Origin of the sequence: Corynebacterium pacaense (assembly GCF_900169525.1) — a bacterium.
Lineage (GTDB): Bacteria > Actinomycetota > Actinomycetes > Mycobacteriales > Mycobacteriaceae > Corynebacterium > Corynebacterium pacaense.
Genome location: NZ_LT821239.1, coordinates 684,083 through 704,696, shown reverse-complemented (window position 1 = coordinate 704,696; position 20,614 = coordinate 684,083). Strand labels below are relative to the sequence as shown.

12 protein-coding genes are annotated in these 20,614 nt (G+C 61.4%); 6 read left to right on the top strand and 6 right to left on the bottom strand.

Features of this window, described 5'->3' with window-relative positions; genetic code table 11:
• Positions 1-27: 27 nt before the first annotated feature.
• Both B7E02_RS03330 and B7E02_RS03325 read right to left on the bottom strand, forming a co-directional pair.
• Positions 28-729, bottom strand: a complete 702-nt coding sequence (locus B7E02_RS03330; RefSeq protein ID WP_245802148.1) for a P-loop NTPase family protein — start codon at positions 727-729, stop codon at positions 28-30.
• A 61-nt stretch (positions 730-790) separates the two neighbouring features.
• Complete coding sequence (locus B7E02_RS03325) at positions 791-2,248, bottom strand: ABC transporter permease (protein ID WP_080793081.1); 1,458 nt, start codon at positions 2,246-2,248, stop codon at positions 791-793.
• 604 nt (positions 2,249-2,852) lie between these two features.
• On the opposite strand from B7E02_RS03325, the gene B7E02_RS03315 reads away from it, so the two are divergent.
• Positions 2,853-3,149 carry a hypothetical protein gene (locus tag B7E02_RS03315; protein ID WP_080793077.1) on the top strand — a complete coding sequence of 99 codons (297 nt, stop codon included), beginning with the start codon at positions 2,853-2,855 and terminating at the stop codon, positions 3,147-3,149.
• Between the two features lie 108 nt (positions 3,150-3,257).
• On the opposite strand, the gene B7E02_RS03310 is transcribed toward B7E02_RS03315, so the two are convergent.
• Positions 3,258-4,856 (bottom strand): catalase, encoded by a 1,599-nt coding sequence (locus tag B7E02_RS03310; protein WP_080793076.1) that lies wholly within the window; start codon positions 4,854-4,856, stop codon positions 3,258-3,260.
• 247 nt (positions 4,857-5,103) lie between these two features.
• Between B7E02_RS03310 and B7E02_RS03305 the strand changes: the two genes are divergently transcribed.
• From B7E02_RS03305 to B7E02_RS03295, 3 genes are all read left to right on the top strand, one after another.
• Positions 5,104-5,688, top strand: coding sequence for an RNA polymerase sigma factor (locus B7E02_RS03305; protein ID WP_080793074.1), 585 nt, complete (start codon positions 5,104-5,106; stop codon positions 5,686-5,688).
• Positions 5,689-5,790: 102 nt separating this feature from the next.
• Positions 5,791-7,164 carry an amino acid permease gene (locus B7E02_RS03300; RefSeq protein ID WP_245802147.1) on the top strand — a complete coding sequence of 458 codons (1,374 nt, stop codon included), beginning with the start codon at positions 5,791-5,793 and terminating at the stop codon, positions 7,162-7,164.
• A 24-nt stretch (positions 7,165-7,188) separates the two neighbouring features.
• On the top strand, positions 7,189-8,838 hold the full coding sequence (locus B7E02_RS03295) for a lipase family protein (RefSeq protein ID WP_080793071.1): 1,650 nt from the start codon (positions 7,189-7,191) through the stop codon (positions 8,836-8,838).
• A 17-nt stretch (positions 8,839-8,855) separates the two neighbouring features.
• Here the strand turns inward: B7E02_RS03295 and B7E02_RS03290 are convergent, their stop codons facing one another.
• Both B7E02_RS03290 and B7E02_RS03285 read right to left on the bottom strand, forming a co-directional pair.
• Entirely contained in the window at positions 8,856-9,890 is a 1,035-nt protein-coding gene (locus B7E02_RS03290) for an aspartate-semialdehyde dehydrogenase (protein WP_080793069.1), read from the bottom strand.
• A 27-nt stretch (positions 9,891-9,917) separates the two neighbouring features.
• Entirely contained in the window at positions 9,918-11,183 is a 1,266-nt protein-coding gene (locus B7E02_RS03285; protein WP_080793068.1) for an aspartate kinase, read from the bottom strand.
• A 168-nt stretch (positions 11,184-11,351) separates the two neighbouring features.
• Between B7E02_RS03285 and B7E02_RS03280 the strand changes: the two genes are divergently transcribed.
• The gene (locus B7E02_RS03280; protein WP_080793066.1) at positions 11,352-12,188 is read left to right on the top strand and encodes a DMT family transporter; all 837 of its coding nucleotides are present in this window, start codon (positions 11,352-11,354) and stop codon (positions 12,186-12,188) included.
• 834 nt (positions 12,189-13,022) lie between these two features.
• Here B7E02_RS03280 and B7E02_RS03275 read toward each other — a convergent pair.
• Positions 13,023-18,137 carry a DUF5979 domain-containing protein gene (locus B7E02_RS03275; RefSeq protein ID WP_143336623.1) on the bottom strand — a complete coding sequence of 1,705 codons (5,115 nt, stop codon included), beginning with the start codon at positions 18,135-18,137 and terminating at the stop codon, positions 13,023-13,025.
• 630 nt (positions 18,138-18,767) lie between these two features.
• Between B7E02_RS03275 and leuA the strand changes: the two genes are divergently transcribed.
• Complete coding sequence (gene leuA / locus B7E02_RS03270) at positions 18,768-20,609, top strand: 2-isopropylmalate synthase (protein WP_080793063.1); 1,842 nt, start codon at positions 18,768-18,770, stop codon at positions 20,607-20,609.
• Positions 20,610-20,614: the final 5 nt, after the last annotated feature.

The following is a 20,614-nucleotide window of genomic DNA, read 5'->3' as shown; positions in this document are numbered from 1 at the left end:
CGGGGGCCCAAGACACGCCCAGGATCATCAAGTAGACCCCCGAAACGCCCGGGGGGCGGCTCCTCCCCGTGCATTGGGTCTGCGGCCAAAGACGAACCGACCTCCGACACCCCCCCGGGTACCCCCCACCCCACCGGGGCCTGGCTGTGCGTGCCCCCCTCCCCGACCCCCCCCGCCCCGCCCCGACAGCGACTCCACCCAGTGCCTGGTCTCCCTCGGATTCCTCAGATGCACGACCCTCAACCCTGGAAAGCGCGCCTCCAGAGTGGGGATGACCGGCTTCAGCTGGTTCCTGGTGCGCCAGCCCCAGCGCAGGATGTGCTCATCATCGGTGAAGATCGTGGCGAGGGAAGGCTCGACATTGCCGTTCCACAGCCGCTTCCGCCAGAGGCGCCTGTGCAGGGTGCGCCGGATCAGTCTTCTCATCTGCACAACGGTGGGATAGTCCAACCACAGGACGGTATCGGCACGGGCGGTGATCAGCGGCCTGGCCTGGCGGTACTGCAGTTCGATCACCCATCGCGGGCCGGCGATGAATGCCTCGACATCGGCGAGGAACGCATCACGCGGCTGCCATCCGGGACCGTGGTAGAGACTATCAATCTCAACGCGCGGATACCCCAGAATCTCCGCCACCTGCCCGGACAGGGTGGTTTTTCCCGAGCCGCTGGTCCCGGCGACGGCGATTCTCTGGGGCTCCCAATCAACGGGGTCGAAGGCACTGAGCATTCGACCAACCCTAATAGACGCCTGGGCGCGGGTCGACCCGCCGGCATTGCGAGGCGGGAAGCTACGCGGGAATCCGCCTCCGCGTTATTCTCAGAATGACCCCGCCGATCACACCAACCGCCACCAGCACCGCGACACTCATCCAGATGGCGGACTGGGCCCCGTCATTGCCGAGCGAGACCAGTGCGAAGGTCGGGTAGTGCAGCGGCATGATTCCGGCCAGCGCCCGCCAGAGGGTGGAGATCTCCGAGACCGCCTGCACACTCCACACATGGGCCACCACAGCCACCTGCAGGAGCCATCCGACCACCCCGAGGACCACCGCAGCCGTGCCCCCGAACAGCTGAACCATCACGCGGGTGAGAATCGCGCCCACAACGGTTGCCAGCAGCAGCACCGCCGACGATGCCGCGAGCACCGCCGGGGACATCCCGAACGCCACGGTGAAAAGGACGATCCCGCCCAGTGCCGTGATACCGAGCAGAACGATGACCGTGAGCAGGCGGTTCTTCAGGGTCGCCCAGCCGATCGCCGCTCCTCCGAGCATCACAAGGGTGGCGATAAGGAAAGCATACATCGGGGCCAGCGCCATACTGCGCCCATCCTCGCCCGCCTGGCCGGTTGCACCCTCCTCCGCCCCGGTGGCCTGAACCACGGGAAGCGCCCGCTGGACCGCACCCGTCTTGTCCTGGACCGCCGTGGCCATGGAATCCAGGCGCTCCGCGCCCTCATCGAGGGTGGAGAAGCCGTTGACAGCCTTGTCCACTCCCTCCTCAAGCTGGCTCAGTCCAGATGACAGTTCGGCAGCACCGTTTGTCGCTGAGTAGATGCCGTCATGGAATCCATAGCCGGGCACCGCGAGCTGATTGGCCAGGTCACGGGTTCCCGAGCGGAGGTCGTTGAGCTGATCGGTCATTCCCACCGACAGCCCGAACTGCTGGATCTGCCTGCGCAGGTCCGCGAGCTGGCCCCGCAGCTGCTCGGCCTCGGGCGTCTTGCTATCCGCAAGCGTCTTATCCGCCTGGTCCATTACGGCGACCAGCTGCTGCTGCACCACCATGTACCCGTTGAGCTGTTCGACGGCCCCCTCGACCCCATCGGCGATCTCGGTGGCTCCGCTTCCCAACTGGCCCGTTCCCGCCTGGAGCTGCACCAGCCCATCGTGGAGGGCCTTGGCGCCGTCAGCGGCGCTGCCCATCCCGTCGGTGAGGGGGGTCGCGCCGTCGACAAGCTGTTGTGTGCCCCTGGTCAGCTCATCGGTGCCTGAGACAAGGAACCCCGCCTGGGTGCCGGCCTCCCCGGCTGCCCGGCGCGCATCGATCAGCGCCTGACTATTGGCGACGGCCGGCGCGGGCGCACCGGTGATCTCATCCTCGCCCGCCCACGCCCTGGAGATATCGAGGTCGGTCGCCGCAGCGAAAATAGTCCCTCCCAGCACCGGGATGAGGAGGAGCAGAGCGGCCAGAACGCTACGCAGTTTCGAGGTGGATGATGCGGCGCGGGCGGAGTCGGCGGACATAGTCAGCAATGTAGTAACTTCTCCATGTTTCATCGGTTAGGCGCACCGGTAAGCACCACCCCAAACGCTGGCGAGGTGGCGTGCGCAGGTCGCGGAGGCCCCAGGGGATTTCCGGGGTGGCGGCGGTGACGTCGGCAGGCGCCCTGCGCGTTGACGGACCGGTCAAAGTCCACCAACCGGCACCCATCAGCCCAGGACCCCCAAAGTTTGACCCACCTGTCCACAACCTGTGAAGCCCTGGCCCCATTCCGGAACGGCGGCCCCGACTTCCGGAACGGTGGCCCGCAGCCCGGTGGGGGCCGCAGCACCGCGGGCGGCGGTGACGTCGGCAGGCGCCCCCTGCGCGTTGACGGACCGGTCAAAGTCCACCAACCGGCACCCATCAGCCCAGGACCCCCAAAGTTTGACCCACCTGTCCACAACCTGTGAAGCCCCGGCCCCCACTTCCGGAACGGTGGCCCGCACTTCCGGAACGGTGGCCCGCGGAGCGAAAAGCTCAGAGTTGATTAGTTTTGCATAAATACTGACTTCACCCACCTCCACGTCTAGTATCAGAGGTGACACAACTCATTGAAGCTTTACCGATTACACGGAGGAAGTCCTCATGCGTTATAAGAAAACAGCCGCTGCAATCCTCACGGTCGCCATGATCACGGGGAGCACCACCGCAACAGCCAATGCCGTGACCGCCCCCTACCCCAGCTCAGAGATTCAGATGCCCCGCGAGTTTGTCCAGACTGTCCAGAACTTTGGCGTTCCCCACGATCTGGCTCTTGCCGGACTCCAGGTGGTCGCAGCGTGGCTGGCAATTGGTGTCGGCAGCTCCGTGGCCAGCGTCGGAAGCTCCGTCCTGGGCCTCGGCCTCGGTAGCTCAACCGCGCTGAGCACCTCGCTGTACTAAAACTCCGCACAGCGATCGCCGAGAGCCGCGCATTTTAGCGCCCGATCGGTACAAAGAGGGTACCCCATCGATCTCGGGGTGCCCTCTCCCTTATGGAAGGTTCAGCGATCAGCCCGGCTGGTTCGCCTCGCTGTCGCCATGATCAGGGCCGTACTTCTGCGCGAACAGTTCCTTGACCCGCGCACCGAGGTTTTCATCGACGGAACCCCAGTACCAGTAGACGCGCTCCTCAACCTCCGGTGAGACGCCCGCCATGGCATTGGTGATGTTGTCCGCCAGGCGCTCCCGTGCGGCGTCATCGAGGACCTCGCGGTAGAGGATTCCCGGCTGGATGAAATCATCGTCGTCCGGGTGCTTGACATAGGCTGCCCGGACGAGGTCGGTTCCGTGCGGATCCGGGTTGACGTAAAGGTCCGATGCCTGTCCGTAGCTGGTGTGGTTGGACGATGAGCTCACGCCGTCATCGAGGACTCCTGCGCCGCGGTCATACTTGTTCGGGCTGTAGGTCGGCTGACCCGCATCTGCGAAGAAGTACTCCATCGGCCCCTGGTGGGAGTAGGTGTTCCGGGGGACCAGGGGCTGGTTGACCGGCAGCTGGCGGTAGTTTGGCCCGATCCGGTAGCGCTGGGCATCGGCGTAGGCGAAGGCACGTGCCTGAAGCATGCGGTCGGGGGACAGTCCGACGCCGGGGACGATATTGCCGGGATCAAGGGCGATCTGCTCGATCTGGGCAAAGTGGTTGACCGGATTACGGTTGAGGATGAAGTATCCGACATCCTGGAGGGGGTAGTCCTTCTGGGACCAGGTCTTGGTCAGATCGAAGGGATTCCAGCGGTAGTTCTCCGCATCCTCGAAGGGCATGATCTGGACCTTGACGTCCCAGATGGGATAATTGCCCTCCTCGATGGACCGGTAGAGATCCTCGCGGTGGTAATCGGTGTTCTTGGAGACGACCTCCGCGGCTTCCGCGTCGGTGAAGGTTTCCCAACCCTGGCGGGTCTTGAAGTGATACTTGATCCAGACCGCATCGCCGGCCTCGTTGACCCACTGAAAGGTGTGCGATCCGAAGCCGTCCTGGTGGCGGGAGGTCTTCGGGGTTCCGCGATCACCCATGAGGTAGGTGACCTGGTGCGCGGATTCGGGGGTGCGGGTCCAGAAGTCCCACTGCATATCCGCGTCCCGGAGTCCGTTGTGCCCGAGGCGCTTCTGGGAATGGATGAAGTCGGGGAACTTCACGCCGTCCCGGAGGAAGAAGGTCGGGGTGTTGTTGCCGACGATGTCATAGTTGCCATCCTCGGTGTAGAAGCGCATGGCGAAACCGTGGACGTCACGCCAGGTGTCGGGGGAACCCTGCTCGCCGGCGACAGTGGAGAAGCGGATCGCCATCGGGGTGACGGTGCCGGGCTGGAACACCTTGGCCTTTGTGTATGCGGAGACATCCTCGGTGATATGCAGCTCACCGAATGCACCGTGACCCTTGGCGTGCGGGTTGCGCTCCGGCACGCGCTCACGGTTGAAGTGTGCGAGCTTCTCGATCAGGTGGATGTCATTGAGAACATTCGGCCCCTGGGCACCGTCGGTGATGGAGATGTTCTCGGACTGGACCGGTGCGCCGTTGAGTCGGCGACTGTTGGTGGCCTGGGCCGCAGCATCCTCCCGGCCTTTGTCCAGGATCTGGTCTGCTGCTGAGGTCTGATGGTCGGACATGAGCAAAGCCTTCCTTAAATATGGGTATCCTATGGATGTTGCCTTATTAATAGAATACCCGCTCATGTCACCTCCCGCCACCATCTTTTCGCATCCCAAGCGACTGACCAGCGCCTAAGTCATTCGACATCGGTATCGGCATCCGGTGACCACCCCCAGACCACCCCCTGTTTGCCGTGTCAACCTTGACCGTGATGTGTGCGGGCACCTGCAGCGTGACTCGCCTGAGCTGGTATTCTTGCCAACTGTGAAGCACCACGAGCGAAACGACGCGCATGTCACCGAGCTGGCCCTCGCAGCCGGCCGCGGCGACCGCTCGGCGCTCACGGAATTCATCCGCGCGACCCAGGACGACGTCTGGCGCCTGTTGGCGCACCTCGGCGGCCGCGAGATCGCGGACGACCTCACGCAGGAGACATACCTGCGGGTCATGGGCGCACTGCCACGCTTCGCTGCCCGATCCTCCGCCCGCACCTGGCTGCTCTCACTCGCCCGGCGCGTCTGGGTGGACAACATCCGCCACGACATGGCGCGTCCCCGCAAATCGATCGTCGAGTACGAGGACACCGGCGTCACAGACGGCAGCAGCTCGGCGATCTGGTCGGAGTGGATCGACGTCCGAACGCTTATCGACGCCCTGCCCGCCGAACGCAGGGAGGCACTGATCCTCACCCAGGTGCTCGGATACACCTACGAGGAGGCGGCCTCCATCGCCAGCGTCCGGGTGGGCACCATCCGGTCCCGGGTCGCCCGCGCCCGCGCGGATCTGATCAACGCGACCCGAAGCGCCGATGGCTCCGCGGAGGACCCCCCGCGCCAACTGGGCAGCTGAACAGCCTGAGCATCCATCCCCACCGACACCTTTTTTCACGGGAAGACCGAAACATTGGAACAACACAGCCCCACTCAGGAATCCTCCGATCTGAAAAGAGGTTTGAGTAACCGGCATCTGCAGCTCATCGCCATCGGTGGAGCCATCGGGACCGGACTGTTCATGGGGTCGGGAAAGACCATCTCGGTTGCGGGCCCCTCTGTCATCCTCGTCTACGCGATCATCGGATTCATGCTCTTCTTCGTCATGCGTGCGATGGGTGAGATGCTGCTGGCCAACCTCAACTACAAGTCGCTGCGCGACGCGGTCTCCGACATCCTCGGCCCCAGCGCGGGATTCATCACCGGCTGGACCTACTGGTTCTGCTGGATTGTCACCGGAATGGCCGATATCGTCGCCATCACCGGCTACACGCAGTACTGGTGGCCAGGGGTCCCCCTGTGGCTGCCGGGTGTCTGCGTGATCGTCCTGCTCTTCGCGCTGAATCTCGCGGCCGTCCGACTCTTCGGTGAGATCGAGTTCTGGTTCGCCATCATCAAGATCGTCGCCATCGTCGCCCTGATCCTGGTGGGGCTGTTCATGGTGCTCACAGCCTTCGAGTCCCCTGACGGCCATACCGCGAGCGTGGCCAATCTCATTGACAATGGTGGCTTCTTCCCCAACGGTCTCACCGGTTTCCTCGCCGGCTTCCAGATCGCCATCTTCGCCTTCGTCGGAATCGAGCTGGCGGGCACCGCCGCGGCTGAGACCAGGGATCCCGTGAAAACCCTGCCCCGGGCCATCAACTCCATTCCGATCAGGATCGTGATCTTCTACGTCCTCTCCCTGACCGTGATCATGATGGTTACCCCGTGGAACGAGGTCGACTCCAATTCAAGCCCCTTCGTGCAGATGTTCGCGCTCGCCGGGATTCCCGCCGCGGCCGGGGTGATCAACTTCGTGGTCATCACCTCGGCGGCGTCCTCGGCCAACAGCGGCATCTTCTCCACCTCCCGGATGCTCTTCGGCCTCTCCCTCGAGGGAGCGGCCCCGCGCGCCTGGTCCAGGCTGTCCAAATCCCAGGTGCCGGCCAGGGGCCTGGTCTTCTCGGTGCTCTGTCTGATCCCGGCGATCGCCGTGCTCTACGCCGGCGGAACGGTCATCGGAGCCTTCACCCTGATCACCACGGTGTCCTCGGTGCTGTTCATGGTGGTGTGGACCTTCATCCTCCTCGCCTACATCGTCTACCGGCGCCGCACCCCGGAACTGCACAGGGATTCCGTGTTCCCCATGCCGGGCGGTGTGGTCATGGCCGTAGTGGTGCTGGTCTTCTTCGCCGCGATGCTCGTTGTCCTGACCCTCGAGGCGGACACACGGATGGCGCTCATGGTGACACCGGTGTGGTTCATCATCCTCGGAGTGGCGTGGGTGTCCACCGGCGGACCGAAGGGCGCGGCGCGGAGGGCTGCCGTTCCCCTGGGGGAGCGTACCCGCTGATCGAGATGCCCTAATGTTGAGCCTGTGAAAATACCCTGGATCCGGCTCTCCACCTCGGTGCTCGCCGTGCTTATCGGCCTGTTCCTGCTTCCCCGGCCGCTGACGGCCCTGCTCGTTCTTCTCGCGGTCCTTCCCTTCGCGGTACCGCTCGCCTGGTATCTGCGCCGCAGGCCGGACACCGCGCTCCCGCTCGGGATCGGCGCCGTCGTGCTCGCAGGTGCCATCTCGGCGGCTGCCGTGATCAACGCGCGGCCGCTGGTCACCGCGCTGCCCGTCATCCTCCCGATCGGCCTCGGTATCGGATCAATCGCCCTGCTCGGTTACGCCATCCGACGCCGACTGGTGCTCCCCGCCCTCGGCGCCGGCGCCTGCATCCTCGCCGCCTGGTCGCTGTGGTGGTGGCCGGATGCGGCACTGCTCCTGATCGCCTACACCCTCCCGCTCACCCTGATCCTCGGCGGGGTGCTCCGCCTGCTGCCGGAGTGGCGGCCACGCGGGCGTCGAATAGCGGTGTCACTTGTCACCGTGCTGGCGCTGCTGCTCAGCGGCACCGCCGCGGTGGCGACCACCTACGCGCGCGCCTCCGTCGCCGCCGCGGATCCCTTCTACGACTGGGCCGGAACCATCCCGGAACCGGGAACGCTCCTGCGTATCGACGCCTACACCGGCACCACCCCGGACAGCGCGCTGCCGCAACGAATCCTCTACGCCACCACGCGCGCCGACGGCTCGCCGGCGGTAGCCAGCGCCGTCGTCGCGCTGCCCGCCGCGGACCGGCGGACCTCCACCGTCCTCGCCTGGCAGCACGGCACCACGGGGGTCTCGCAGTTCTGCGCCCCGAGCATGACCCCCACGGCACTGACCGAACTCGCGATCCCGGGTATCGATACCGCGATCTCCCGCGGCTGGACCGTCGTGGCCACCGACTACCCCGGACAGGGAACCACCGGGCGCTATCCCTATCTCATCGGCGAGGGCGAGGGCCGCGCCACCCTCGATGCCGTCCGCGCGGCCCGTGGACTCGACGGTGTCGGCCGCAGCGGGGATACGATGCTCTGGGGACACTCCCAGGGCGGGCACGCCACCCTGTTCGTCGACCAGATCGCCGCGGACTACGCACCCGAACTGCACATAACCGGCGTCGCCGCCCTGTCCGCGGCCGCCGATCCCCTGCTCCTGGCAGAGCGCATCACGGCCTCCGGGGCCAGCGCCCTCGGATCCGTGATCAGTTCCTATGTCCTGGTGCCCTACTCCGAGGAGTATCCGGATGTGGCCCTTGCCGACTATGTCCACCCGGCCGGACTGGCCTTCATCAGGGCCTATGCGCAGCGCTGTGTGACCGAGAAGTCAATGGTGCTCTCCGTGCTCACAGCGGCCGCGCTGGGCGGCAGGGCGCCCCTGCTCGATATTGACCTTGACGACAGTGCTGCCGCCGAGCATCTCCGCGGCAATACCGCCAGCGGCGCGGGCACCGCTCCCCTCTTCCTCGGACAGGGCATCGACGATGAGGTCGTTCCCATCGCGGGGCAGGCCGAGATGGCGCAACGGGCCAGGCTCAGCGGCCGGCCCGTCACCGAGAGGTCCTACCCCGGGCGGAGCCACATGGGTGTGATCGCGGAGGACTCACCGCTGATCCCGGACCTCTTCGAGTGGGAGGCTTCCATAAGCGGATGAGCGCCACCCCCCCTCGCTTATGGAAGGAGGAGCTCGGCGATCTGAATCGTGTTCAGGGCGGCGCCCTTGCGGAGGTTGTCACCGGAGACGACGAGGACCAAACCCCGGTTGTCATCTACGGCGGCGTCCTGGCGGATGCGTCCCACCAATGAGTCGTCGATGCCGGCAGCGGCCAGCGGGGTCGGGACGTCGACGAGCCTGACGCCCGGGGCGGTCTCGAGCACGCGGTCGGCCTGCTCGGGTGTGATCGCACAGTCGAACTCGGCGTGGATGGTCAGGGTATGGCCGGTGAACACGGGGACACGCACGCAGGTGCCGGAAACCCTGAGCTCCGGCAGCCCGAGGATCTTCCGGGACTCGTTGCGCAGCTTCTGTTCCTCGTCGGTCTCCAGGGTGCCGTCGTCGACGAGGTTCCCGGCGAAGGGAACGACGTTGTAGGCGATGGGGGCGACATAGGGGCCGAGGTCACCGGGATCGACGGCGCTGCCGTCGCGGACGAAGTCGACGTTGTGGTCGCCGATCTCCGAGACCTGCTTGGCCAGGGTCTCCACGCCGGCGAGGCCGGAGCCGGACACCGCCTGGTAGGAGGAGACGCGGATGGAACGCAGGCCGGCGACATCGTGGAGGGCCTTGAGCACCGGCATCGCGGCCATGGTGGTGCAGTTGGGGTTGGCGATGATCCCCTTGACCAGATTCTCCTTGGCCTCCGGATTGACCTCGGAGACGATCAGGGGGACATCCTCGTCCTTGCGCCATGCCGAGGAGTTGTCCACCACGGTGGCTCCCGCCGCGGCGAACAGCGGGGCGTACTCCCTAGAGGCGGCACCGCCCGCGGAAAACAGGGCAATATCGATCCCGGCGAGCGAGTCCACGGTAGCCGCGGTGACATCCTCGACCTCGATGCTAACGCCGTTGAAGTCGAGCTTCGACCCAGCCGAGCGGGGTGAGGCGAAGAAGCGGACGGTCTCCGCGGGGAAGCTGCGCTCCTCGAGGAGATCACGCATTACCCGGCCGACCTGGCCGGTGGCACCGACAACTGCGATGGTGGTCATGATTGAACTTGCTCCTTGAAAGTGGGTTTAGCGGCCGGTTCCGGCGTAGACGACGGCAACCTCGTCGCCGCCGAGCTGGAACTTCTCATGCAGGGCGCGGGCGGCCTTGTCCAGGTCACCCTCGCGGATGAGGACGGAGATGCGGATCTCGGAGGTGGAGATCAGTTCGATGTTGACGTCAACGTCGCGCAGCGCCTCGGTGAAGTCGGCGGTGACGCCGGGGTGGGACTTCATGCCGGCACCCACCAGTGAGACCTTGCCCACCTGATCGTCGTAAAGCACGTTTGACCAGTGTCCCTGCGCCTGCAGCTTTTTCAGCAGCTCGAGGGCGTGCGGCCCGTCCGAGCGCGGGCAGGTGAAGGTGATGTCGGTGGTGCCGTCCTCGAGGGAGGAGACGTTCTGCAGGACCATGTCGATGTTGATCTCGGCGTCGGCGAGCGCACGGAAGACCTTCGCGGCCTCGCCCGGCTTGTCGGGGATGCCCAGAACGGTGACCTTGGCTTCGGACTTGTCGGTGGCGACACCGGTCAGGACTGCTTCTTCCACGGGAATATCCTCCATCGAACCGGCAATCAGGGTGCCGGGGTCATTACTATAGGATGATCGTACGCGCAACGGGACGTTGAATGCACGGGCGTATTCGACACTGCGCAGCACAAGAATCTTCGAACCGACGGCGGCGAGCTCGAGCATCTCCTCGAAGGAGAGCTTGTCCAGCTTCTTCGCATTGGGAACGATGCGCGGATCCGCGGTGTAGACGCCGTCCACATCCGAATAGATCTCACACACGTCGGCGTTCAACGCCGCGGCCAGCGCGACCGCGGTGGTGTCGGAACCGCCGCGACCGAGGGTGGTCACATCGCGGGTTTCCTTGTTCACACCCTGGAAGCCGGCGACGATGCAGATCTTGCCCTCGTCGAGAGCCTCCCGGACTCGGCCGGGGGTGACATCGACGATGCGCGCGTTACCGTGACGTTCCGTGGTGAGCACCCCGGCCTGGGAACCGGTGAAGGACTGCGCACGCGCCCCGAGGGAGTCGATCGCCATGGCAACGAGGGAATTGGAGATGCGTTCACCCGCGGTGAGCAGCATATCCATCTCCCTGGCCGGGGGAACGGGATTGACCGCGGAGGCCAGCTCGAGAAGTTCGTCGGTGGTATCGCCCATTGCTGAGCAGACGACCACGACATCATTCCCGGCCTTCTTGGTGGCGACGATCCGTTCAGCAACATTTCGGATGCGTTCCGCGCTCTCAAGCGAGGAACCGCCATACTTCTGTACGACCAGGGCCACCGTTGTGCACCTTTCGATCACTTCTACTGTCAGTTACGCCTAGTTACTCTACCGTTTTGGTCGCGCGATACATATCCGGGGCAAACATTACTTCCGCCACAGCTTTTCGACGCCCACCACCCACCACCCGACGGGCGCGCAGGTGACAGATCAACTAACGTTGACCGGGTGCAAAGCAATACCCTTGCCGTGCTGTTCGCACTGGCCTCGGCCCTCACCATCGCGTGGGGAACCGTTGTGCGGCACCGTATTGCAGAACACGCCCCCGAGGGGAAGTCCCCCTTTCTCACCGCCATTCGCCGGCCGCTTTGGTGGGCCGGGATGTCCACGGCGATCATCGCCTACATGCTGCAGGTGGTGGCCCTGGCCTTCGGCCCCCTGCTCGTGGTCCAGCCAGTCCTAGTGATGTCGTTGATGTTCACACTGCCACTCTCCGCGATCTACGACGGCCGGCGCGTCTCTCTCAGTGAAACCTTCTGGTCCGCCCTTCTGACCGCCGGGGTCGGTGTGGTGGTGATTCTCGGTCGTCCCGTGGGCGGCGAGGCGCACCCGGAGATTCAGCGGTGGATCCCCTCCCTCGTGGTGGGCAGCTTGATCCTCGTGGGCATGGAACGCATCGCACGCCGACTCATCCGGCGCGAACGTGCACTTCTGGAGGGCCTGGTCACCGGTGCTCTCTTCGGCTTCGTCGCCGTCTTCTCCAAGGCCGTCGCCGACGTTTTCGTCTCCGGGGGAATCCCCGGCCTGTTAACCGCCTGGGAGTTGTACGCACTGACCGCCACGGCGAGCATTGGCACCTATGTACAGCAGAACGCCTTCAACGCCGGCGCCCTGCGCACCTCACTTCCCGCCATGAAGATCGGTGAACCCATCGTCGCCTTCTCCCTGGGCTATATCGTCCTCGGCGAGAAGTTCCAGGTCTACGACTGGGAATGGGTCTGGATGGGGCTGGCCATCCTGGTCGTGGTCGTGGCCACCGTGGTGCTCTCGCGCAAGAGTCTGTAGATAGTGCTGCGGCCCGAGACTGTGACATCTTCCTCGAAGTTCCCTTCCTGGATTCCGCCGAACGCTCAAAGACAATTCTTCACTCCCCACCGACCATATGCGCGCCTGCGTCTGTCCTTCTGCCACGTGTCTCCATTCGCGACACGCAATCCAGCAGCGGTCCTAATCGAGCGCTGGAAAGTTGGATGATTCGTCCCAGGGTTGATGGAGAGTCCGGGAAGACTATCAACGCCACTGGACCAGTTCCATACTTCAGGTCACGGTGATCTAGGCCGAGAGCTCTTGCGCCCGAGGCAAGGCAGGCGGGGAGGTTATTGGAGAAGGCCTCCGGAGCATCGACTACCTTCGCCAGATACCAAGAAACAAAGAAATCAAACAACCGCTGAACCCTATTCGAACGCGCTCAAGGTACTTCCATAGCAAAATCTGGTACCCATGATGAGCCTTTTGATTATGCCGAAGTTCATATGAGCTATGACCACGGACATGGAAGCGAATGAATGCCGGTGTGCACCAGAAAACTGGCTTGCACACCGGCATTGGTTCTAAAGGATCAATCTAGGAAGAAGACACGGAAGAAAGCTCCGCAGTACTGCTCCCCACGCCTGACAATGCGTCAAATAGCCACACCGACAGATCCACGAAAAAATCAATCGCACTTGAACCAACATACTGGATGTCTTCGATAACGATAGGCAAGGGAAAAATCATGTAACCACTTTCTGTTGTCGCTTTTATGTCCCGCTGGCGGGGCGAATGATTTCCCAAGGAAGAACTCATCCGCCCCGAAATCAACGCCTTAAGGCCCTGACTTCACTGTGTCAAAGACAACGCCTAGCTGTTCTTACGGCCACGGAGCGCAAGCCATACTCCACCGATGAGAACAAGTACGCCACCGCCGACCAGCCATGCAACGTTGGCTCCGGTGTTTGCCAGACCATTCCTTTCTGAATTGGCAGTTGTCGTCTTGCTACCGGGCGCAGGGACCGAGGAGCTCGAAACTACAGGAGCAGCCGGATTGCTTGGAGTCGCGCCCGGGGAGACCGGAACCACTGGTTCCACAGGATTTCCAGGCTCCAAAGACCCGCCACCCGGGATCGGGATCGGAATGATAATCATTCCATTAGAGCTGGTCTTATTCTCCAAATCGATCTGATGAGTACCGTCACCCTTGAGAATGACTGTTGCGGACGGGGAGTTTCCAACCTCATCCTTAACTCCGGTTCCCGACCAGATGATGTCTCCCCACTTCACGTTCGGAACGTCAGTCTTTGCGCCGACCTCGGACAAAGTGATTTCGGTGTTGAGCGGAAGACCCTCAACTGAAACTGGCTTTCCGGGAACAACGGTGAACACCTTAGTCTGCTGTTTTCCATTTGCATCGATCCATTTTGCTTCGATCTGGAACTCTGCATTGGCATCGGCCTCAACCGCGTCACCCTTCGGTCCGGTCACGGACTTCTCTACCACGACGTCAGATGCCGGAGGCTCAGTCGGCTTGGTCGGCTCAGTCGGCTTGGTCGGCTCAGTCGGCTTGGTCGGCTCAGTCGGCTTGGTCGGCTCAGTCGGCTTGGTCGGCTCAGTCGGCTTGGTCGGCTCAGTCGGCTTGGTCGTCGGCGTCGGTGTCGGACCGGGGTTATCCGAGGTGGAGTTCTTCACCTGGAGATCAACACCAGCTCCAGCCTCACCATCAAGGTTGATGACAACAGAATCATCTTCGTCGTTGGCTACAACGGTGGCTTGTCCCGTCTTCACGGTCCAAGTTGCAGTTGTCTCAACCTGCTTGCCACGAATTTCTCGCAGGACCTCGGCGAAGTGAATATCAGTGTTCTGCGGCAGGTAGATCTTTCCGTCAATCACACGTGCATCGCACGGCTGATCTTCGACGACTGTCGCATCTGTGCGGCTGCTCAGATAGGCACGGAATACACAGGACTGGGGAGCACCCAGGTCATCGTTCCACGTTGCCTTCACATGGAACCTGGTGTTTCGATCGTTGAGGAAAATCGAATCCCACCAGCTGTCGATCTTCTTGTGAATGTTGACGGGGACCCAGTAAATGGGAGTATTGTGCACTTCACCCGTCACCGCCGAATCAGCCGGCACGACGACTGTATTGAGATCATTCGGTTGTCCGTCTGAGTCCGCACCAACAAACACAGGTGCACCCCAGGTCAGCGTGTCACTTTCTTGCGGAGCTTCCTCGCTGAAGGTGACAGTCGTCCCCTTCGGCAGCATCTTGTCGGTGGACCACCGGTAGCCGTTGTCCTTGTTCAGGGTCACCGACTGCGGATTGGCAAATCCTTCCGGCAGTGAACTACCTTCGGGAACGTCAAAGCGCACATTGAGGGTGAATTCGGTGCCCTCAGCCAAATTGGCTTCTGAGGCGTCAACCACCTGGTCATTGATGTTGATCTTCTTGACGATCTCAACGGCTCCGGGCTTCCAGAGCGCTTCGTTCTTCAGCGTGATCAGACGACCTTCAGCAGGATCATCGGAGACAATACCGGTGGCGGAGCCATCGGGATTGACCCGCAACCAGCTGGTGTTCTCGCCCCAACTGATCGTTCCCCACTCAACTCCCTGGACCTCAGGACGCTCAATCTCAGTGAAAGTAACCTGGGTTCCAACGGGCAGCTCCTTGGAAAGCTGGGTGCTCTGCCCCTTTGAGATCTCCAGGACCTCACTGTGGAATTCGGTTCCCTCCTGCCACTCTGCACGAACTTGGAACGTCACATCTTCGCCCACACCATCGGCAGCCTCGCCAACAACGCCCTTGGTTAGTCGAAGTGTCGCGTTATTCTTGTCGGCATAATTTGTCACTGTGACAATCTTGACATCCTTGCCGATCGTCACGGTGGCGGTGCCATTGTCATCGACCTTGACTCCCTCACCGGAGAAAGCCACATCGCCCCAGTGGATACCTCCGCCGTTGGGCGGGAGGATTTCTGACAGCGTTACCACGGTACCGCCGGGCAGCTGCTCACCAAACTGTGTTGCATCGCCGTTAGCGTTGACAATAATGTCCTTGGACTGGCCATCTCCCCAGGTAGCGTGCACTGTGAAGGTGGCGGGAACATTGGCGTTATAAGCCTCGGGACCGGTGATCTTCTTGGAGATCTCGAAGGTACCGGTTGTCGTATTTGCCGTATTCGTCAGCGTTACTTCGCTACCTGCGGTTTCCGCGCTCACCACTAATGACTCAGGCGAGAACACAGGCTTGCCCCAGGTGACGGTATCGGTGTTGGTCGGCTGAATCTCCTCGAAAGTAACCACAGCACCGAGGGGCAGATTCTTAATAAGGCCTATTCCTCCATCAGCCAGCTCAAATTGCTGGACAGTGCTTCCCATCGGGCCTGAGCCGTCGGGATCGACCTTCGCGTTGACGATGAACTTCTGCGCCGGGTCAACCTTGCCGTCGGTGTTGTCAACAACCTTCTTGACAATCTTAAGGTCGCCGAGTTTGGCTGTGTTGTTAAGCGTCACTGCAACATTGGTCTTCGGCGTGATGGTAACGATCGCACGTCCTTGATCGTCAACGGTCACACCGGGACTGGAGACAAAAGTAGCCGGTCCCCAGATGAATCCGCTTCCGCCAGGGAAGCCGGTTTCGCTCAGACGAATCTGCCAGCCGTTTCCGCGTGCGAACTTTCCACTCACCGGAGTTCCATCAGCCTTGACCTTGATGTCATAGGTTGAATCGGCTTTGACCGTCGGATCATTGAGGTCCTTGCCCGGCGCGAACTCCTCCACCGTGACGGTGAACTCAAGATTCTTATCAAAGGCTGCCGAGTCGGTCGTATTCCCCTTCAAGAGGGAGAACGAGCCCTGGGAAACACCCTCTCCGGTACCCCCGGCATTCCAGTCCATCTTCACCGTACTGGAAAGCTTTTTAGTGCCGAAGGTGAAATCATTGGAGTAGGTCGTGCCCTGCACATCCTGACCACCACTGCTGGTACACGTCACGTAGGTAATCGTGTAGTTACGCATCCTGGAGAAGTCCTTCTCATCTGCAGGTGTGGTAACCAGGTTGAAGGAGTTCTTGTCTCCTGTGACCGTTGAATTGCCGGTCAGATCGACATCACCGTTATTACCGACGCCCTTACCAGAGACTTTGAGGTTGAGACGCTCCTTGAGGTCTCCGCTGTCTCCACAGACCTGAGCGGTATCGCTGATGACGTCGGTCGCATCAATATTGGTGCCGCGGACAGGAGTTTCCCCGTCCACCGCGGTTTCAAGATCGTATCCAGGAATAGTGATTGTCCACGTCTGGGTTGTCCCCGCTGGGTAGACGACACTGCCGATGGTTACCGCCGTTTTATTCAGCGCGCCGGACTTCTTGGAACCGGGACTCGGGGTATCCGCGTTGTTTGAAACTGGATTGTTATTGACGTTGGCACTATTCGGGAACTTGGTCCCACGATCGGGGATGCTGCTCAAACAGGTCGAGTAGGTGACCTGATAGACGAGATCCTCGTTCTTCTTAAGTCCAGTGATGGTGGTAGCGAAGTTCTTCTCACCGGCTGAGCCAAGACCGGCAACACCGCCAACTTCGGCAACGTCCTGAAACTGGCGGGAAGTGTTGGGGTAGACAATGACATCCGGGGCCACCTGAACTTTCAGGTTGACGCCGCCTTCGCAGATGCTCTGGTCTCCACCGAGAGTATCCGAGAAGGCAACCGTTCCATCGGAGTTGACCAAGTCACCGGGGATGGTCACGGTCCAGTTGACTTTATCGAGGCTGCCAGAAACTGACCCCGCCTTGTTCAATTCCGCCGGCTTGTATCCGTCATATCCGACGATGCCGCTTACGGAATTCTCCCCAATGAAGAACTGATTCTCGTAATTTCCCGCTGTCAGAACCTTGCCATCCGTGGTACACGCGGTGTACTCAACGCGGTAGATCTGGTCACTCTTGAAGGGAGCTCCCGCATCAATTCCGACGGAAATATCACCCGTCGCTCCGGGCGCGACACTCAGCCCGCCTTCAACCGGAGTAAAGGATGATCTACCGACTGAAAGCTTTGGATCACGCACAGGGTCACAGATCTTCAGCCCCTGAGGGAGTTTGTCCTTCAGCGTCAGGGAACCGTCATTGGGAGTTTCCTGGGCCACCAGCATGGCTCCCGGGATATCGACCGTCCACCGAATTGAAGAGCTATCGGGCTGAACCGCTCCCGACTTCTTGAGTTCAAGTTTCGTACCATCACTGATTCCTCCATTGTCACCCGGGAGAGGAATCTTCACCTCCCCTTTGGGAAGGTTAAAGATGACATCTTCTGCTGCGGTGTACTTCGTCGCGGTTGCCTGAATGAACCAGGTTCCCTTGACGCCATCCTTGCCTATGACCTGGTCGTTGAGGGTACAGGTGAAGCTGTTATCGGAGGCGACAACGCAAGTGCCATAGGAGGCGCCATCTTCACCCAACAGCTCGAAGGATTGTCCTCCGGGGATTTTCAGCTCCTCCGGAAAACCGACCGTGAAGGTATCGCCGGACTTGGGGTCAGCATTGGTGGCATCCCAGGTACCCGAGACTTTCGCACTCTTGCCCACCTCGAGCTGCTGGCCAGGATCCGAAACATTTTCGATTTGGGTAACGTCAACCACGATTGAGTTATTAACAGCACGCTCTACTGCCGCATCAAAGGGGCTGAACAGGGATTCTTCCGGCGTCGGATTCGAATGCGCAAAGCTATCAGTGGCTTCCGTCTGCACATCCGTCGATGTGGGCGCTTCCGGTTCACTCGGAGTCACATAATCGGGAAGGGCGTCCAACTGTTGGCTAATTTCACTCTGCTGCTGAAGAACGTCATCATCTTCAACTGCGTTTGCGGTTGTTGGGATGATGCTCATCATGGTCATGATCAGCGCAACAATTCCAACAATGGCTGCAAAAGGAACCCAGGACGCCACCCCCTCTCGGTCGCGTCGTTTCAACAGACTATTCATTTTCTACTTCCCTTCCAAGGTCGAAGACATCGCAGTATGGTCCGGAGATTGTTCCCGTGTATAAAACATCCAAGCGGAAACGGCGACCAACATCAGGGATTAGCGGTCCCCCACTATCCTGACGGGAAACTTTATCCCAAAGGCGCCGCCCTATGACAGGCCCCGAGATCAGCTCTCACACAGGTTTTCCCAATACTGAGCTCGAAACCCACGCAACCTGAGAAAGAACTAAGTAATGACTGAATTTCTCCCTAACCAGTGGCTTCTTCTGTGTTCAAGAACACATACGCAAGAAGGGATGAATCGTGTCGATAAAATCCAAAATACCCCCGTATGGGATAGTTTCAGTACTTTCTCAGTGAAATCTACGTTTCAGTCCTGAAGGCATCAATCGTCATCGATTAACGGGAACTTCGCTATTTCCGGCATTCTAATGCGCCAACCCGCCAAAACGCGCTATACTCCCTTTCATGTTCTTCCGTGGACGCAACCTCCTTCTGTGCCGCGGCGGGTTCCAGAGGTCCTAACACGACCGGCACCCCGTCGCGGAGTTTGGCGTTGCCGGTCGTGGAACCGAGTAGCACGCAGCCGAAGCACTGGCGCGTAACCCATGAGAAGGAACCACAAGCAATGTCTCCCAATGACGCATTCATCTCCGCACCCTCCAAGATCAACACCCCCGATGGTGACCGGAACCCGAACCAGCCCGCATGGAACAAGCAGCGCAATTCCTCAATGCCGGTCAACCGGTACCAGCCCTTCGAGGTGGAGGTCGAGGATATCTCCCTGCCCGATCGCACCTGGCCGGACAAGAAGATCACGCAGGCACCACAGTGGTGTGCGGTGGATCTGCGTGACGGCAACCAGGCACTGATCGATCCCATGTCCCCGGAGCGCAAGCGCCGGATGTTCGAACTGCTGGTCCAGATGGGTTTCAAGGAGATCGAGGTCGGTTTCCCCTCCGCCTCCCAGACGGACTTCGATTTCGTCCGTGAGATCATTGAAAAGCACATGATCCCGGATGATGTGACCATCCAGGTCCTGGTTCAGGCGCGTGAGCATCTGATCCGTCGCACCTTCGAGGCCTGTGAGGGTGCGAAGAACGTGATCGTCCACTTCTACAACTCCACCTCCATCTTGCAGCGCGATGTGGTGTTCCGTATGGACAAGGAGCAAGTGAAGAACCTGGCCACCGATGCTGCGGCGCTGATCAAGACGATCGCAGTCGACTACCCGGACACCAATTGGCGCTGGGAATATTCCCCGGAATCCTTCACCGGCACCGAGGTCGCCTACGCCAAGGAGGTTGTCGATGCCGTCGTCGAGGTGATGGATCCAACCCCTGAGAACCCGATCATAATCAACCTGCCATCCACCGTTGAGATGATCACCCCGAACGTCTACGCCGACTCGATCGAGTGGATGCACCGCAATCTCAAGCGTCGAGATTCCATCATCATGTCCCTGCATCCCCACAACGACCGCGGGACCGGTGTCGCCGCAGCCGAACTGGGGTACATGGCCGGCGCCGACCGCATCGAGGGCTGCCTCTTCGGCAACGGCGAGCGCACCGGCAACGTCTGCCTGGTTACGCTGGCACTGAACATGGCGACCCAGGGCGTCGACCCGCAGCTGGACTTCTCCGATATCAAGCAGATCCGCCGCACCGTCGAATACTGCAACCAGCTGCGTGTACCCGAGCGCCACCCGTACGGTGGCGATCTGGTGTTCACCGCATTCTCCGGCTCGCACCAGGATGCCGTGAACAAGGGACTGGACGCGATGGCCGCGAAGGTCAACCCCGGCGCCTCCAGCTCCGAGGTCGCTTGGGAGGAGCTGCGTGGAACCACCTGGGAGGTTCCCTACCTGCCCATCGACCCCAAGGATGTCGGCCGCGACTACGAGGCCGTGATCCGTGTGAACTCGCAGTCCGGCAAGGGCGGGGTTGCCTACATCATGAAGACCGACCACGGTCTGAAGATCCCACGGTCCATGCAGGTGGAGTTCTCCTCGGTGGTGCAAAGCGTCACCGATGCCGAGGGCGGCGAGGTTAATTCGAAGGCGATGTGGGACATCTTCACCACCGAGTACCTCGAGCGCTCCGCGCCGGTTGAGCAGATCGCCCTGCGCGTCGAAAATGCGCAGAGCGAGAACGACGATGCCACGATCACCGCGGAGCTGGTGGTCAATGGTGAGACACAAACCGTCAGCGGCCGCGGCAACGGCCCGCTGGCAGCATATGCCAATGCCCTGGAGAACCTGGACATCGACGTGGAGATCCAGGAGTACAGCCAGCACGCACGTACCTCCGGCGATGATGCAGAGGCCGCCGCCTATGTGCTGGCCGACGTCAACGGCCGTAAGGTCTGGGGAGTGGGCATCGCAGGATCGATCACCTACGCATCGTTGAAGGCGGTCACCTCCGCCGTCAACAGGGCACTGGACATCAAGCATCTGGTTGTCACCAACTAGTCACC